Source organism: Streptomyces sp. NBC_00083 (genome assembly GCF_026343295.1).
Lineage (GTDB): Bacteria > Actinomycetota > Actinomycetes > Streptomycetales > Streptomycetaceae > Streptomyces.
Genome location: NZ_JAPELY010000004.1, coordinates 415,162 through 430,528, shown reverse-complemented (window position 1 = coordinate 430,528; position 15,367 = coordinate 415,162). Strand labels below are relative to the sequence as shown.

The 15,367-nt window shown below is 73.0% G+C and carries 17 protein-coding genes; 10 read left to right on the top strand and 7 right to left on the bottom strand.

Annotation, left to right across the window (positions count from 1 at the left end; translation table 11 throughout):
* Positions 1-45 precede the first annotated feature (45 nt).
* On the bottom strand, positions 46-231 hold the full coding sequence (locus tag OOJ98_RS32085; RefSeq protein WP_267058616.1) for a DUF1059 domain-containing protein: 186 nt from the start codon (positions 229-231) through the stop codon (positions 46-48).
* Positions 232-437: 206 nt separating this feature from the next.
* Here OOJ98_RS32085 and OOJ98_RS32080 point away from each other — a divergent pair, with 206 nt between their 5' ends.
* The 3 genes from OOJ98_RS32080 to OOJ98_RS32070 are packed head-to-tail and all read left to right on the top strand — an operon-like array spanning position 438 to position 2,955.
* Positions 438-989 (top strand): hypothetical protein, encoded by a 552-nt coding sequence (locus OOJ98_RS32080; protein WP_267058615.1) that lies wholly within the window; start codon positions 438-440, stop codon positions 987-989.
* Between the two features lie 2 nt (positions 990-991).
* Positions 992-2,260 carry a sensor histidine kinase gene (locus tag OOJ98_RS32075; RefSeq protein WP_267058614.1) on the top strand — a complete coding sequence of 423 codons (1,269 nt, stop codon included), beginning with the start codon at positions 992-994 and terminating at the stop codon, positions 2,258-2,260.
* Positions 2,261-2,280: 20 nt separating this feature from the next.
* On the top strand, positions 2,281-2,955 hold the full coding sequence (locus OOJ98_RS32070) for a response regulator transcription factor (protein ID WP_267058613.1): 675 nt from the start codon (positions 2,281-2,283) through the stop codon (positions 2,953-2,955).
* An 8-nt stretch (positions 2,956-2,963) separates the two neighbouring features.
* Here the strand turns inward: OOJ98_RS32070 and OOJ98_RS32065 are convergent, their stop codons facing one another.
* Both OOJ98_RS32065 and OOJ98_RS32060 read right to left on the bottom strand, forming a co-directional pair.
* Positions 2,964-3,218: a DUF397 domain-containing protein gene (locus OOJ98_RS32065; RefSeq protein WP_267058612.1), complete on the bottom strand. Its 255-nt coding sequence runs from the start codon at positions 3,216-3,218 to the stop codon at positions 2,964-2,966.
* The gene (locus tag OOJ98_RS32060; RefSeq protein WP_267058611.1) at positions 3,215-4,084 is read right to left on the bottom strand and encodes a helix-turn-helix transcriptional regulator; all 870 of its coding nucleotides are present in this window, start codon (positions 4,082-4,084) and stop codon (positions 3,215-3,217) included. Before OOJ98_RS32060 ends, OOJ98_RS32065 begins: the two co-directional genes overlap by 4 nt.
* Positions 4,085-4,242: 158 nt before the next feature.
* On the opposite strand from OOJ98_RS32060, the gene OOJ98_RS32055 reads away from it, so the two are divergent.
* Positions 4,243-4,779 carry an ATP-binding protein gene (locus OOJ98_RS32055; RefSeq protein ID WP_267058610.1) on the top strand — a complete coding sequence of 179 codons (537 nt, stop codon included), beginning with the start codon at positions 4,243-4,245 and terminating at the stop codon, positions 4,777-4,779.
* Positions 4,780-5,472: 693 nt separating this feature from the next.
* Here the strand turns inward: OOJ98_RS32055 and OOJ98_RS32050 are convergent.
* Positions 5,473-6,162 carry a copper homeostasis protein CutC gene (locus tag OOJ98_RS32050; protein WP_267058609.1) on the bottom strand — a complete coding sequence of 230 codons (690 nt, stop codon included), beginning with the start codon at positions 6,160-6,162 and terminating at the stop codon, positions 5,473-5,475.
* 250 nt (positions 6,163-6,412) lie between these two features.
* Between OOJ98_RS32050 and OOJ98_RS32045 the strand changes: the two genes are divergently transcribed.
* From OOJ98_RS32045 to OOJ98_RS32030, 4 genes are all read left to right on the top strand, one after another.
* Positions 6,413-8,746 carry a cation-translocating P-type ATPase gene (locus tag OOJ98_RS32045; protein WP_267058608.1) on the top strand — a complete coding sequence of 778 codons (2,334 nt, stop codon included), beginning with the start codon at positions 6,413-6,415 and terminating at the stop codon, positions 8,744-8,746.
* Between the two features lie 537 nt (positions 8,747-9,283).
* The gene (locus OOJ98_RS32040; protein ID WP_267058607.1) at positions 9,284-9,934 is read left to right on the top strand and encodes a hypothetical protein; all 651 of its coding nucleotides are present in this window, start codon (positions 9,284-9,286) and stop codon (positions 9,932-9,934) included.
* A gap of 54 nt (positions 9,935-9,988) precedes the next feature.
* Positions 9,989-10,516: a GNAT family N-acetyltransferase gene (locus OOJ98_RS32035; RefSeq protein ID WP_267058606.1), complete on the top strand. Its 528-nt coding sequence runs from the start codon at positions 9,989-9,991 to the stop codon at positions 10,514-10,516.
* Positions 10,517-10,738: 222 nt separating this feature from the next.
* Positions 10,739-11,983 carry a Cmx/CmrA family chloramphenicol efflux MFS transporter gene (locus OOJ98_RS32030; RefSeq protein ID WP_267058605.1) on the top strand — a complete coding sequence of 415 codons (1,245 nt, stop codon included), beginning with the start codon at positions 10,739-10,741 and terminating at the stop codon, positions 11,981-11,983.
* Between the two features lie 124 nt (positions 11,984-12,107).
* Here the strand turns inward: OOJ98_RS32030 and OOJ98_RS32025 are convergent, their stop codons facing one another.
* The 3 genes from OOJ98_RS32025 to OOJ98_RS32015 all read right to left on the bottom strand — a co-directional run bounded on the left by OOJ98_RS32025 (position 12,108) and on the right by OOJ98_RS32015 (position 13,280).
* Complete coding sequence (locus OOJ98_RS32025; protein ID WP_053724154.1) at positions 12,108-12,311, bottom strand: cold-shock protein; 204 nt, start codon at positions 12,309-12,311, stop codon at positions 12,108-12,110.
* 322 nt (positions 12,312-12,633) lie between these two features.
* Positions 12,634-12,900, bottom strand: coding sequence for a DUF4031 domain-containing protein (locus OOJ98_RS32020; RefSeq protein ID WP_267058604.1), 267 nt, complete (start codon positions 12,898-12,900; stop codon positions 12,634-12,636).
* The gene (locus OOJ98_RS32015) at positions 12,900-13,280 is read right to left on the bottom strand and encodes a hypothetical protein (RefSeq protein WP_267058603.1); all 381 of its coding nucleotides are present in this window, start codon (positions 13,278-13,280) and stop codon (positions 12,900-12,902) included. Before OOJ98_RS32015 ends, OOJ98_RS32020 begins: the two co-directional genes overlap by 1 nt.
* A gap of 62 nt (positions 13,281-13,342) precedes the next feature.
* Here OOJ98_RS32015 and OOJ98_RS32010 point away from each other — a divergent pair, with 62 nt between their 5' ends.
* Positions 13,343-14,260, top strand: coding sequence for a MurR/RpiR family transcriptional regulator (locus OOJ98_RS32010; RefSeq protein ID WP_267058602.1), 918 nt, complete (start codon positions 13,343-13,345; stop codon positions 14,258-14,260).
* A 79-nt stretch (positions 14,261-14,339) separates the two neighbouring features.
* Positions 14,340-15,356, top strand: coding sequence for an N-acetylmuramic acid 6-phosphate etherase (murQ, locus tag OOJ98_RS32005; protein WP_267058601.1), 1,017 nt, complete (start codon positions 14,340-14,342; stop codon positions 15,354-15,356).
* Positions 15,357-15,367: the final 11 nt, after the last annotated feature.

The window sequence follows — 15,367 nt, the reverse complement described above, 5'->3', positions numbered from 1 at the left end:
TGCCCCGCTCCCTCCCACCGGGCGCGGCACGTGCGCGCAGCAGGTTCAGACGGTCTCCTCGTCCTTCAGCATCTTCCGCAGCTGTTCACGCAGTTCGGGGGTGTCCGTGTGGCCGTGCACCGATGCGGCGTGCTCGGCCCCCGCACGGACGACTTCCTCTTCCTCACCGGAAATCGTCAGGCTGCAATTCGATTCGCTCGGGTAGTCCCGGCAGTCGGCGACTTTGCGCATGACATGCCTCCCTCGGGCCTCGGAGCCTCGGGCCCAGTACCACGCTTCCAGGATCTCACCGTTTCGCCCGCCCGGCGCCGCCACGTCGCCTGCGGGGACGGGGGCCCCGGCGTGCCCCGGGTGGACCCTGGGCACCGCCGCATCTCCACCCCCGCCTCCACCCATGGGTCCAGGCGCATAACGCCTGGTGAGGACAGTCTTGAGGCATGACAACGACCGACTGGCTCACCGACATCGCACTCGTCCTCGTCGTCTTCCGGCAGCTGCGGGAAGGCAAGCTGGACCTCAAGACCTTCCTGATCCCCCTCGGGATCGTCGCCTTCGTGGCGCAGAGCTACCTCACCTCCATCCCGACCGCCGGCAACGACCTCGTCCTCATCGGCGTCCTCGTCGCGGCCGGTGCCGCGCTCGGCATCGCCGGCGGCATCTACACCCGGATCCGCGTCTCCGGCGAGCACCTGCTGATCAAGGCGGGCGTCGTCTCCGCCGTCCTGTGGGTGCTCGGCATGGGCGCCCGGATGGGCTTCCAGGTGTGGGTCGACCACGGCGGCGCGCACACCGTCGCGCAGTTCAGCGTCGCCCATGACATCACCACCCAGGACGCGTGGGTCGCCGCGTTCGTCCTGATGGCGGTCACCGAAGTGGTCACCCGGGTCGCCACGATCTTCATCCGGAGCCGCATGGTCGCCGCCCGCCGCGACCAGGCCACCGCGTCCAGGACGTACGCCGAGGTCCGCACGCTCGACCGTACGGTCTGACGATGCGCCCCCTCTCCCACGGCCGGGCCGCGATCGGCGCCCACCCCGTCGGCTATGGTCGCGCCGTGCCCGATGACCAGCCCAAAACCCAGAGCGTCCCGCCCGACGGGCCGGCCCCGCACCAGGGGACCGGCCCTCGGGTCGTGCCCGGCCAGGACCCGCGCACCCAGTGGATCCCCACCGTGCTCGTCATCGCCACCGCGGTCTGGACGATCCAGCCGATCGGCCTCAGCGGTCGCGGCCTCGCCTGCGCGGTCCTGCTCCTGCTCAACTCCCTGACGCTCGCGGTCCGGCACGTCCCCGAAGCCAGGATCTCGCCGCGCCTCACCCTCGCCTGGCTGACCTTCGGTGTTCTCGCCGCGGTCGCCCTGATCGGCGTGAGCACCGCGGGCGCCAGCTACCTCTTCGCGTACTTCATCGTCGGCCACATCGGGTTCCGCCTGGAGCCCCGTACGGCCATCACGCTCGCCCTGGCGTGCGGCGTGCTCTGCATGGTGGTGCTGTACTTCCGCTTCGGCGTCGGCCAGGACCTGCTGCCCTGGACCCTCGGCTTCACCACCGCGGCCCCCGCGCTGATCGGCATGCTCAACCGCAGCCGGCACCGCGCGGTCGTGGCGGCGCTCGAAGCGGCCGAATCCGCCGAGCGGGCCGCGCGCGCCGAGGCCCAGGCCGCCGTCCTGACCGAGCGCGGCCGGATCGCCCGGGACGTGCACGACGTCCTCGCCCACTCCCTCGCCGGCATCAACATGCAGCTGGAGCTGGCCGACGCGCTCATCGACACCGGCGACCTGGACAAGGTCCGCGAGGCGAACCAGAAGGCGCACAGCATGGTCAAGGAGAGCCTCAAGCAGGCGCAGTGGACCGTGCACGCGCTGCGCGAGGACTCCCTGCCGCTGGTGGAGAGCCTCACCGCGATGCTCGACTCCTCCGGCCACCGCGACGTCCTGACCGTCACCGGCACCGTCCGCGACGTGCCGTCCCGGGTCACCCAGAATCTGCTGCGCATCGCCCAGGAGGCCCTGACCAACGCGGCCCGGCACGCGCCGGGCGGCCCCGTCGCCGTGGAGCTGACGTACGCCGATGCGTCCATGACGCTGGCCGTACGCAACGGCCCGGCGACCCGTAGGGTGAACGCCGGTGTCGGCAGCGGAATGGGCCTCATCGGCATGCGGGAACGGGTCGCCCTGCTGAACGGCACGATCACGGCGGCCCCGGTCGTCACCGGCCCCTACGAGGGCGGCTGGCACGTGGAAGCGGTGATCCCGGGATGAGCGACGAGGTGCGTGGAGAAGTGAGCGAACCGACGCAGGGCACACGGCGGTTGAGGGTGATCGTGGCCGACGACCAGGCCGCGGTGCGCGAGCCGCTGGCCGCGGTGCTCGGCCTGTCCGAGGACATCGAGGTCGTCGCGGCCGCCGCCGACGGCACGGAGGTGCTCGCCGCGGTCGCCGCGGGCCCTGTCGACGTGGTCCTGATGGACCTGCGCATGCCGGTGATGGACGGTACGGAGGCGACGCGGCGGCTGACCGAGGAGCACCCGGAGGTGGCCGTGGTGGTCCTGACCACCTTCGCCGACGACGACTCGATCCTCGCGGCGCTGAGCGCGGGCGCGCGCGGCTACCTCACCAAGAACGCCGGGCGCCAGGACATCGCGCGTGCGATCCGCGCCGCCGCGGCGGGCCAGTCGGTCCTGGACCGCGAAGTCCAGGACCGCCTCCTGGCCACGGTCCGCACCGGCCCCGCCGCCGCCCCGGGCCCGTCCCGCTCGCTGCCGGACGACATCACTCCGCGCGAACGCGAAGTGCTGGCCCTGATCGGCCAGGGCCTGCCGAACCGGGCGATCGCCCAGCAGCTGTTCATCAGCGAGGCGACGGTGAAGACGCACATCAACAACTTGTTCGCGAAGGCCGACATCCGCGACCGCGCGGACGCGGTCCGCCGCGCCATCGCAGCGGGCCTGGCCTGACGCGGGGCTCAGCCCCGCGCCCCCTGCTTGGCGTACGCCACGAAGTCGCCCCAGGCGAGGGGGTTCAGGGCGAGCTGGGGCCCGGCCTTGTCCTTGGAGTCCCGCACGTGGATGAGGGCGGGGGAGGTCGCCACTTCGACGCAGTCGTCGCCGGACCCGCTGCTGTAGCTCGACTTCCGCCAGTCGAGGGCGATTTCGACGCAGCTGTCGCCGGATCCGCTGCTGTAGGTGCTCTTGAACCAGCTCAGTTCGGTTGTGCTCATGGCGCTCCTCGCAGTAGCTCCAGTCGGCCCACCGATTGTTCAGGCGTAAGGGCCTGTGACCGCAGTTTCGCATACCGCATCTGAAGCGTGCTGATCAGTTTGGCGTCGGAGACGAACAGGCCGCTCTCCTGCCCTTCGCAGTAGCCGGACCACTGGCTGGGTCGAGTCTCCGCAAGCTGCATTGGCCCTGCCAGCCCTGCGTGCACTCCCGTATCCATCGGGAGAATTTGGAGCTCCACGTTCCTCGCTGACGAGCTCTCCAGCACGTGATCAATCAGCTCACGCGTCACGTCCGGGCCGCCCGTCCGTCGGGCGAAAACGTACTCGTCGATGATGAAGCTGTACGCGGTGTTGGGGCGCCCAGCGAGCAGCCGCTGCCTCTCCAGCCGGGCCTTCAAGTTGGCCTCGACCTGCGCGTCGGCGAGGGGCGGCAATTGTTCCCGGAACAGGATCCGGGCGTAGGCCTCCGTCTGGAGCAGACCCGGGACGAGCCGGGACTCGTACGTGTACAGGCTGATCGCCGACTTCTCCAAGCGGGCCCACTTGCGGAACCAAGTCGCAAGTCCGGCCTGCCGGTTGAGGTACTTCGCGGAGCGACGCAACGCCCCCGTGTTGCCGAGCGCGCTCTCCGCCCGCTCGACGAAGTCGGGGTCGGCCATGCGGCGGCCCAGCTCGACGGAGGTGACCGTGTGCGTGGAGTAGCCGACGAGCGCGGCGAGTTGGGCGCGGCTGAGGCCGGCGTGTTCGCGCAGGGCCTGGACGACCGCGCCGAACGTCTTCAGACTGTCGGACGGATCGGGCTCCGCATCACGCACCGCCCCCTCCCCCTCCCCCTGCCCCTCACGCTTCTCGTGGTCCTGTGCCATCGACGGCCACCTCCCGGTGAACGAGTCGCCCCGCGTACGCAACTCACCCAGGGTTACGGCACCGGCCTCGTACCGTCTACAGCGCGTGCGCGTACGCTCGCGGTGCGTACACGGCGAAGGTCTGGCAACTGGGGCCGCAGCCCGTCCAGGCTGGCGTTATGCACCTCGAAACAGGACCCGGCGCGTGCCAACTCCCCGTAGCCGTACGTGTGTTCAGAAAGCGGTTCGCGTCGACGCGGCGGGCGGCGAGCCTGGCGCGGAGGCTGGCGCAGGGCCAGTTGGACGCGTGGGGAGTGCCGCACGGGAGCGAGGCGTCGGACACGGCGGGGCTGCTCGTGGCGGAGCTGGCGGCGAACGCGGTGCTGCACGCGTATGTGTCGGGGCGGGGGTTCGAGGTGGGGCTGCTGCTGCGCGAGGACGGCGTTCTGCGGATCGAGGTGACGGACACGCGGGCGGACAGGACGCTGCCGGTGGTGGCGCCGGTGCCGGCGGAGGACGCGGAGTCGGGTCGGGGCCTGCTTCTGGTGCAGATGCTGGCGGACCACTGGGGGACGGTGGAGGGGTTGCCGCCGCAGAAGACGGTGTGGGCGCAGGTGGGTGTCGCGGGGCGGGGGGACGAGCGCGAAGAGGTCACCCCCGTGAACCTCTTCGCGCCCGTCCGGGCGGGGCGGCGGCTGGGGTTCACGTTGCCGTAGCCGGCGGGGGAAGTCGTTGGCACGGGGTGCACGGTTTCTTGACGCAGAGTGCACGGCCCTCGCGGGGGCGGAGGGGGCATCCCGGGGCCTGGGGCGAAGCCCCCGGCAACCCCGCCTTCGCCTGCGGACCGTGCCCGCGTCTCGCGCAGTTCCCCGCGCCCCTGGGTGGGTCGACCTTGGCAGGGTGCCTTGCAGAGGCATCTTCAGCCCGTCCGGCGTTTGAGGACGAGCGCCTTTCGGGCGCGAACGGGGTCTGGGGCGGAGCCCCAGCAACCCCGCCTTCGCCTGCGGACCGTGCCCGCGTCTCGCGCAGTTCCCCGCGCCCCCGGGTAGGTCGACCTTGGCAGGGTGCCTTACCGAGGCCACCTCAGCCCGTCCGGCGATTGAGGACGAGCGCCTTCGGGCGCGAACGGGGTCTGGGGCGGAGCCCCAGGATCCTGAACCTCAGCCGTCCACAACCCCCGGAGGGTTTCGGGAAGGGGCGGGGTGGGGCATCCCGGGGTCTGGGGCGGAGCCCCAGCAACCCCGCTTTCGTCTGCGGACCGTGCCCGCGTCTCGCAGTTCCCCGCGCCCCCAGGTGGGCTGCCCTTGGCAGGGTGCCGAGGCTCGGCCTCTTCGTTCGGGGCGGAGCCCCGGGGGCCGCACCCTCAGGTTGCCGCGCGGGCGGGTGGGTGGGAAAACCCCCAAAGGCCGCTACGCGTCAAGTACGGCCCGCCACTGCGCGACCGCGTCCGCCGAGACGCCCCCGCTCCAGCCCTCCGGCCGAGCCGCCCCGCCGATGTGGACCGCGTCGATCCCCGCACCCCGCAGCACCGGCAGGTGCGCGAGGGTGAGCCCCCCGCCCACGAGGATCCGCGGCTCGTAGCCCGGCTCGTCGCACCGCCCGGCCTCCGCGAGCAGCACGGGGAGCCCGTCCTCGACGCCCAGGGGCGACCCCGCCGTGAGGTACGTGTCGAGCCCCGGAAGACCCGAGAGCTCCTTGCGCAGGGCGTCGCGCGAGGCGGCCCGGTCGATGGCGCGGTGGAAGGTCCAGCGGCACCCGGAGAGCGCGGAGGCGAGGGCCCGTACGGCCACCATGTCGGGCCCCCCGGTCTCGTCGAGGAAGCCGAGCACGAACTCGTCCGCCCCCTCGCCGCGCAGCGCCTCCGCATCGCGTACGAGCGCGTCGACATCGCCCGCCGCGAACCCGTCCGCCGCCCGCAGCATGACGCGCAGCGGGATGTCGACGGCCGCGCGGATCTCCGCGAAGGTCTTGAGGGGCGGGGTCAGCCCGTCCGCGGCCATGTCGGTGACCAGCTCCAGGCGGTCCGCCCCGCCGGCCTGGGCCGCGACGGCGTCCTGCGCGTCGAGCGCGATCACCTCAAGCAGTGCGCGGTTGCTCATCTGACCCCATTCCTCCGTAACCCGGGCCCGCTCGGCCCAAATAGGTCTAGTCCATTGACCAGCCTACGCCGCGAGATGCCCACCCGCGCGGACGGTAAACACGCGGCGGCGACCGCATCCGCCGCACTCTTGCGCCTTATACGCCCGGGGGGTATACATGGCCCCACGGCAAGGCATACCCCTAAGGGGTATACTGGCCGCCGACGCCCGCACAGCACGCCCCGCCCTCCGCCCAAGGAGACCGCACCCCATGACCACCACAGGCACCAGCGCCCCCGGCGTCAGCACCCCGGGCACCAGCCAGGCCGCGGCAGCCGTAGAGCTCGCCATCGGCGGCATGACCTGCGCGTCCTGCGCGGCCCGCATCGAGAAGAAGCTGAACCGTATGGACGGGGTCGAGGCCACCGTCAACTACGCCACCGAGAAGGCGAAGGTCACCTTCACCGAGGACGTCTCCGTCGCCCAGCTCATCGCCACCGTCGAGGCCACCGGCTACACCGCCGAGGAGCCCGCCCCCGTACGCACGGCGTCCGCCGCGCCCACCGCGCACGGGACCGAGGGCGGCGCGGAGGCGGCCGACGAACGGGACGCCCTGCACGCCCTGCGCCCGCTGCGCCGGCGCCTGCTCACCGCGATCGCCCTCGCCGTCCCGGTGATCGCGATGTCGATGGTCCCGGCGCTCCAGTTCGACTACTGGCAGTGGCTCTCGCTGGCCCTGACCGTGCCGGTCGTCACGTACGCCGCGTGGCCCTTCCACCGGGCCGCCTGGACCAACGCGCGGCACGGCGCCGCGACCATGGACACGCTGATCTCGGTCGGCACGTCGGCCGCGTTCCTGTGGTCCGTGTGGGCCCTGGTCTTCGGCACGGCCGGAATGATCGGCATGACCCACCCCTTCGAGCTGACCATCGGCCGCTCGGACGGCGCGGGCAACATCTACCTCGAAGCCGCCGCCGGAGTCACCGCGTTCATCCTCGCCGGGCGCTACTTCGAGGCCCGCTCCAAGCGCAAGGCGGGCGCGGCCCTGAGGACGCTGCTCGAACTCGGCGCGAAGGACGTCACCGTCCTCGACACCCACGGCCGCGAACGCACCGTTCCCACCGCCGAGTTGAAGGTCGGCGACCGCTTCCTCGTGCGGCCCGGCGAGAAGATCGCCACCGACGGTACGGTCGTCGAGGGTTCGTCCGCCGTCGACGCCTCGATGCTCACCGGTGAGTCCGTGCCCGTGGAGGTCGCCGTCGGGGACACCGTCACCGGCGCGACCCTCAACGCGGGCGGCCGGCTCGTCATCGAGGCCTCCCGGGTCGGCGCGGACACCCAGCTCGCCCGGATGGCCCGGCTCGTCGAGGACGCCCAGAACGGCAAGGCCGCGGCCCAGCGCCTCGCCGACCGCATCTCCGCCGTGTTCGTGCCGGTCGTCATGGGCCTCGCCCTCGCCACCCTCGGCGTCTGGCTCGCCACCGGCTCCGGCCTGACCGCCGCGTTCACGGCCGCCGTCGCCGTACTGATCATCGCCTGCCCCTGCGCCCTGGGTCTGGCCACGCCGACCGCCCTCATGGTCGGCACGGGACGCGGGGCGCAGCTCGGCATCCTGATCAAGGGTCCGGAGGTCCTGGAGACGACCCGCAAGGTCGACACGATCGTCCTCGACAAGACCGGCACGGTGACCACCGGCCGCATGACGCTCCTGGCGGTGCACGTCGCCGACACCGCCGACCGGGCCGAAGTCCTGCGTCTCGCGGGCGCGTTGGAGCACTCCTCCGAACACCCCATCGCCCGAGCCGTCGCCGACGGGGCCGCCGCCGAGGTCGGCGCCCTGCCCACCCCCGAGGACTTCACGACCCTCGCGGGCCTCGGCGTCCAGGGCGTCGTGGACGGCCACGCGGTCCTGGTGGGCCGCGAGAAGCTGCTCGCGGAGTGGGCCATCGGCCTCACCCCGGCCCTGAAGCGGGCGAAGGAGGAGGCCGAGGCGGCGGGGCGTACCGCTATCGCGGTCGCCTGGGACGGCGAGGCGCGCGCGGTCCTCGAAGTCGCCGACGCCGTCAAGGAGACCAGCCCCGAGGCCATCGAGCGGCTGCGCGCGCTCGGCCTCACCCCGATCCTGCTGACCGGCGACAACCGGGCCGTCGCGGAGGCGGTCGCGGCGGAGGTCGGCATCGAGCAGGTGTACGCGGAGGTCATGCCGCAGGACAAGGTCGACGTCGTCAAGTCCCTTCAGGCGGAAGGCCGTTCGGTCGCGATGGTCGGCGACGGCGTCAACGACGCGGCGGCCCTCGCCCAGGCCGACCTCGGCCTCGCGATGGGTACGGGCACGGATGCGGCGATCGAGGCGGGCGACCTCACGCTCGTACGGGGTGACCTGCGGGCGGCTGCCGATGCGATCCGGCTCTCCCGCAAGACGCTCGGCACGATCAGGTCCAACCTGTTCTGGGCGTTCGCCTACAACGTGGCGGCGTTGCCGCTGGCCGCGGCGGGGCTGCTCAACCCGATGATCGCGGGGGCGGCGATGGCCTTCTCGTCGGTCTTCGTAGTAGCCAACTCCCTCCGCCTCCGCACCTTCACCCCCACCCAGCCCCACGCGTAGCCCGTGGCAGGGCGCCCGGCCGGGGCATCCCTCCCCCTCGGCAGGGCGCCCGCTATCGGCATCTTCAGCCCGTCCGGCGTTTGAGGACGAGCGCCCTTAAGGCGCGAACGGGGTCTGGGGCGGAGCCCCAGGTCCTGAACCCCAGCCCCCCCTTCCCGCCCCCGGAGGGTTTCGGGAAGGGGCGGGGTGGGGCATCCCGGGGCCTGGGGCGAAGCCCCAGCAACCCCGGCCGGCCTTCGTCTGCGGACCGTGCTGGGGCACCCGCGCAGTTCCCCGCGCCCCTAGTAGGGCACCCGGCACCGAGCGGATCACCCGCGCCCGCCGCGGCGGAGCCGCGCAAACGGCACAGCCCCGCGCCCCTAGTAGGGCACCCGGAGCCGACCAGCCGCGCCCAGTAGGGCACCCGGCACCGAGCGGATCACCCGCGCCCGCCGCGGCGGAGCCGCGCAAACGGCACAGCCCCGCGCCCCTAGTAGGGCACCCGGAGCCGACCCGCCCCGCCCGGCAGGGCACCCCGCGACGGATACCCTCGGCCGCATGCCGCCCGACACCCTCCGCGCCCGCTGGCACAGCACCCTCCTCGCAGCCCGCCCCCGGCCCCCACAGCGCGGCGCAGCCGACCCCGCCCCCTACGGCGAGAACCTCCTCGCCCGCTGGGCGGAGCCGCACCGCCGCTACCACACCACCGCCCACCTCACCGCGGTCCTCAACCACATCGACGTGCTCCAGGACCACGCCGCCGCCCCCGACCTCGTACGCCTCGCCGCCTGGTTCCACGACGCCGTGTACCTGCCGGACCGTTCGGAGAACGAGGAGCGCTCGGCCCGCCTCGCCGAACGCGCGCTGCCGGAAGCCGGGTTGACCGAGGAGGCGACCGCCGAGGTCGCCCGCCTGGTCCGGCTCACCGTCACCCACGCCCCCGAGGACGGCGACACCAACGGCGCGGTCCTGTGCGACGCGGACCTCGCGATCCTGGCCGCCGCCCCGCAGGCGTACGCCGCGTACGCCGCCTCCGTACGCGAGGAGTACGCCTTTGTGCCGGACGAGGCGTTCCGGGCGGGCCGGGCGGCCGTACTGCGCCAACTCCTCGCCCTGCCACGGCTGTTCCGCACCCCCTACGGCGTACGCGAGTGGCAGGCCCCGGCTCAGGAGAATCTCCGGGCGGAACTGACCCGCCTCGCCGCATAATTCGGCCCGGGGCCACCACCGCCCCGCCCCGCCGACGGAAAGCAGGTACCCCGCGTGCTCCCCGTGACAGTCAAGGCCGACCGTGTCGCCCTCCACGAGCTGACCCGGGCGTCGGCGGCAGAGCTCAGCGAGGGCGGGAGCGGGGGCTGGCAGTGGGCGCCCGGCGGCCCCGACGAGGGCAGCCGTTTCGCCGCCGCGAAGATGCTGTCCGGCATGGAGGCCGGCCGTCACCTCGCGGGGTGGGGCGCGTACGTCGTGGTGCGCGCGGAGGACGGCCGGGCCATCGGCGGCATCGGCTTCCACGGCCCGCCGGAGGACGGCCGCGTCGAGGTCGGCTACGACCTGGCGGAATCCGTACGGGGCCACGGGTACGCGACGGAGGCGCTGAACGCCCTGACGGCGTGGGCGCTGGCCCAGCCCGACGTCCAGACCGTGTACGCCACGACGGACGAGGACAACACGCCCTCGCAGCGCGTCCTGGACCGCGCGGGCTTTCGCCGCATCGGCGACACCCCCCGCCCGATCAACGGCCGGGAGGCCCAGCACCTGTACGAACAGTCCAACCCACCCGCCACGGAGTAGCCCGCTCACCGGCTCGGTGCCGGGTGCCCTACTAGGGGCGCGGGGCTGTGCCGTTCACGCGGCTCCGCGGGAATACCACCCCGCCCCCACCCGTTGGCACTCGATATGCCCGCCGAGCCCATACCCACGCCCGAGCCCGCACCCGTCCCCACGCCCCGCACTCCCCCGGCCCCCGCCGAGCCCGCCTCCCCTGAAGGCCCCCGCCCCGCCGCCGGGGGCCGTATGCCGCTCGCCGTCTACATCCTCGGCCTCTCCGTCTTCGCGCTCGGTACGAGCGAGTTCATGCTCACCGGGCTGCTCCCGGCCATCGCGGACGACATGAGCGTGTCGATCCCGCAGGCCGGCCTGCTCATCTCCGCCTTCGCCATCGGCATGGTCGTGGGCGCCCCACTGCTCGCCGTGGCCACCCTGCGGCTGCCCCGCCGTACCACCCTCGTCGCGTTGATCACGGTGTTCGGCCTCGGCCAGGTCGCGGGCGCGCTCGCCCCGAACTACGCCCTGCTCTTCGCCTCCCGCATCGTGTCCGCGCTCGCCTGTGCCGGGTTCTGGGCGGTCGGCGCGGCCGTCGCCATCGCGATGGTCCCGATGAACGCGCGGGCCCGCGCGATGGCCGTCATGATCGGCGGCCTGTCGATCGCGAACGTCCTCGGCGTACCGCTGGGCGCCCTGCTCGGCGACAACCTGGGCTGGCGCGCCGCGTTCTGGGCGGTCGGCGCCGCCTCCGCGATCGCCCTCGTCGGCATCCTGACCCGCATCCCGCGCATCCCGCTGCCCGCCGAGAAGCCCCAGCTCAAGCGGGAGCTGGGGATCTACCGCGACCCGCAGGTGCTGCTCTCCGTCGCGATCACCGCCCTCGCCGCCGGTGGCGTGTTCTGCGCGTTCAGCTACCTCAAGCCGCTGCTCACCGACGTCGCGCACGTGGACGCGGGCTGGGTCCCGGCCGTGCTCGGCCTCTTCGGTGTGGGCGCCCTCATCGGGACGACGATCGGCGGCCGGGTCGCCGACGCCCACCTCTTCGGCGTACTGCTCGGCGGCATCACCGCCTCGACCGCGTTCCTGGTAGCGCTCGCCCTGTTCGCCTCGACCCCCGCCGTCGCGATCACCCTGGCGTTCCTGCTCGGCTGCTCGGCGTTCTTCACCGCGCCCGCGCTCAACGCCCGGATGTTCAACGTCGGCGGCGCCGCCCCGACGCTGGCCGGCGCCACGACGACGTCCTCGTTCAACCTGGGCAACACCGCGGGCCCCTGGCTGGGCGGCATCGTGATCAGCGCGAACCTCGGCTACGCCGCCACCGCCTGGGCGGGCGCCGCGATGACGATCGTCGCCCTGGCCCTGGTCACGGCGTCGCTGCGGCTGCACAAGTCGCAGTCCCGCGTGGTCGCCCGCTCGGCCGGCCCGGCCGCCACCGTCGGCCACCAGGCAACCGCCTCCGCCTCCGCCTCCGCCTCCTCGCACACGCGCGTGTGACCGGCCGTGCGACCGCCCGTGCGACCGGCCGTGTGACCGGCCCCACAGCAAAGCGCCCCGCCCCCGATCGCTCGGGTGCGGGGCGCTTCCGCGTGGATCCCGGTCGCTCGGACCGGGTCAGCGCTTAGGCAGGGGTGACGTTCTCCGCCTGCGGACCCTTCGGGCCCTGCGTGACGTCAAAGTTGACCTGCTGGTTCTCCTGCAGCTCGCGAAAGCCGGTGGAGTTGATGGCCGAGTAGTGGACGAAAACGTCCGGGCCGCCGCCGTCCTGCGCGATGAAGCCGAAGCCCTTTTCGGCGTTGAACCACTTCACGGTGCCGGTTGCCATGTGTTTCCCCTGTCGAGGATCGCGGGGCACTGGCTTGTCAGTACCCCTGGGTGAGGTGATCGCCCTGGTCCTCGGACATTGCTGCACAGCAAACGCCCACGGCGTAAACCGCGGGCGTTGAGACTTCGGAACCACGACTACTGGCAAGGAAGTTAGCCGATCCGCGATCGTCTGGCTACGGGCCGCAGCCGAACCGGGTACAAGTTCCGGCCAAGCAGGTGCCTCGAAGGGCCTCCCAAGGCCCCCCGGAGACCCTACCGGAGCCCGCCGAAGCCCCCGAAGACCCCGCCGGAGCCCGCCCGGCGCCCCTGCGGCGGCCCCGTCAGGCGGGCCGCCCCTTGGGCCGTCGCAGCCCCGCCCCCGTCAGGCGGCGTACGAGCTCCTTCGAGCCGATCTCCAGCGCGCCCGCCCGCACGGCGTCCTCGTACCGGTGCGACGGCACGTCGTAGTGATCGCGTTCGAAGGCGCGCGGCGGGCAGCCGATCGACGCCGCGAACGCGTGCAGTTCCTCGTACGAGACGTCGCTGACCAGGTGCGACCACATGCGGCCGTGCCCCGGCCAGGTCGGCGGGTCGATGTAGAGCGCCATCAGCCGAGCCCGCCCGCCTCTCCTCCGCCGAGCCCGCCGACGGGCGCCACCACGACGCCCGCCTCCGCGCAGACCCAGTGCGGGTCGGGCCCGAGCTCCGGCTCCACGTCGAGCGCGTGCGGCTCGCCCCCGTGGCACACCGGACACAGCGGCCAGCGGCCGTACCGCTCCAGGAGGGCGTCCTGCACGTCCTGGGCGACCAGCCCGGCGACGTACTCCGTGCCCTCGGGCCACTGCTCCACCCACCAGCGCCGGTGCGTCACCGCGTCCTCGACCAGCGAGACGACGTCGGCGTGTGCCACGTCCCGCGCCGCGAGATCCGCCAGGACCAGGGCGCGGGCGGCGTGCAGGGCTTGCTCCAGGGGTTGTACGTCGTCCATGCCCCCCATTCTCTCCCGAGCCGGGGGTTGACCCCGAAAGAGGACGAAAATATCTTTCACCTGTGACCAATGACGTGAAGGAAACTTTCAGCGGCGGCGCCCCGCCCGCACCCGCGGCCCTCGCCGCCAAGGTGCGCACGCTCGCGCCGTCCATGACCCGCTCCATGCAGCGGGTCGCCGAGGCCGTCGCCGGCGACCCGGCCGGCTGTGCGGCCCTCACGGTCACCGGCCTCGCCGGGCTCACCGGCACCAGCGAGGCGACGGTGGTGCGCACCGCCCGCCTCCTGGGCTACCCCGGCTACCGCGACCTGCGTCTCGCGCTCGCCGGTCTCGCCGCCCAGCAGCAGTCCGGCCGGGCCCCCGCGGTCACCGCCGACATAGCCGTCGACGACCCGATCGCGGACGTCGTCGCGAAGCTGGCCTACGACGAGCAGCAGACCCTCGCCGACACCGCGGCCGCCCTGGACACCGTCCAGCTGGCCGCGGCGGTCGCCGCACTGGCGGGCGCCCGGCGCATCGACGTCTACGGCGCCGGCGCCTCCTCCCTCGTCGGCCAGGACCTCGCGCAGAAGCTGCTGCGCATCGGGCTGATCGCGCACGCCCACACCGACCCGCACCTGGCCGTCACCAACGCCGTGCAGCTGCGCTCGGGCGACGCGGCGGTCGCGATCACCCACTCCGGCTCGACGAGCGATGTCATAGAGCCGCTGCGGGTCGCCTTCGACCACGGCGCCACCACCATCGCGATCACCGGACGGCCCGACGGCGCGGTCACGCAGTACGCGGACCACGTACTGACCACGTCCACGGCCCGCGAGAGCGAGCTGCGCCCGGCCGCCATGTCGTCCCGCACGAGTCAACTGCTCGTCGTGGACTGCCTGTTCATCGGCATCGCGCAACGCACGTACGAGACGGCGGCGCCCGCCCTCGCCGCCTCCTACGAGGCCCTCGCGCACCGCCACAACCCACGCCCGCGCTGAGGGCCCCGCAGATCCCCGCGCACACCCACCCGCCCCGACCGTCCGACCGTCCGTACGCAGAGAAAGAGCCGCCGTCACCATGACCACCCAGGACCAGGCCAAGGACCAGCGCCAGGACGAGAACGAGGACCAGCGGTACGCCCCCGGCCGGCGCCAGGACGACGACGCCGGCCGCCCCGACTACGCCGAGCTGCGCGCTCAGCTGGCCACGCTCACCACGGAGGCGTTCCGGCCGGAGCTCGCGGACATCGACCGGCTGCCGACCGCGGAGATCGCGCGGATCATGAACGGCGAGGACGCCACCGTCCCGGCCGCCGTCGCCGAGCGGCTCCCGGCCATCGCGGCCGCGATCGACGCCACGGCCGAGCGGATGGCGCGCGGCGGCCGGCTCGTCTACGCGGGCGCCGGCACGGCGGGGCGGCTCGGTGTCCTGGACGCGAGCGAGTGCCCGCCCACCTTCAACACCGACCCTTCCGAGGTCGTCGGCCTGATCGCGGGCGGCCCGTCGGCGATGGTCAAGGCGGTCGAAGGCGCCGAGGACTCACGGCAGTTGGCGGCGGAGGACCTGGACGCGCTGCACCTCACCGACCGCGACACCGTCGTCGGCATCTCGGCCTCGGGCCGCACCCCGTACGCCATCGGCGCCGTCGAGCACGCGCGGCGCCTCGGCGCCCTCACGATCGGCCTGTCCTGCAACGCGGAGAGCGAACTCGCGGCGGCGGCCGAGCACGGCATCGAGGTGGTGGTGGGGCCGGAGCTCCTCACCGGCTCCACCCGCCTGAAGTCGGGCACGGCGCAGAAGCTGGTCCTCAACATGATCTCGACGATCACGATGATCCGGCTCGGCAAGACGTACGGAAACCTGATGGTCGACGTACGGGCCTCCAACGAGAAGCTCCGTGCCCGCTCGCGCCGCATCGTGGCCCTGGCGACCGGCGCGGACGACGCGGAGATCGAGGCGGCGCTGGCCGCGACGGGCGGTGAGGTGAAGAACGCGATTCTGGTCATTCTGGGCGGCGTGGAGGGCGGCACGGCGGCCGAACTCCTGACAGAATCCCGCGGCCACCTGCGTGCGGCGTTGCAGGCGGCCCCCTGACCCGAGCCCCC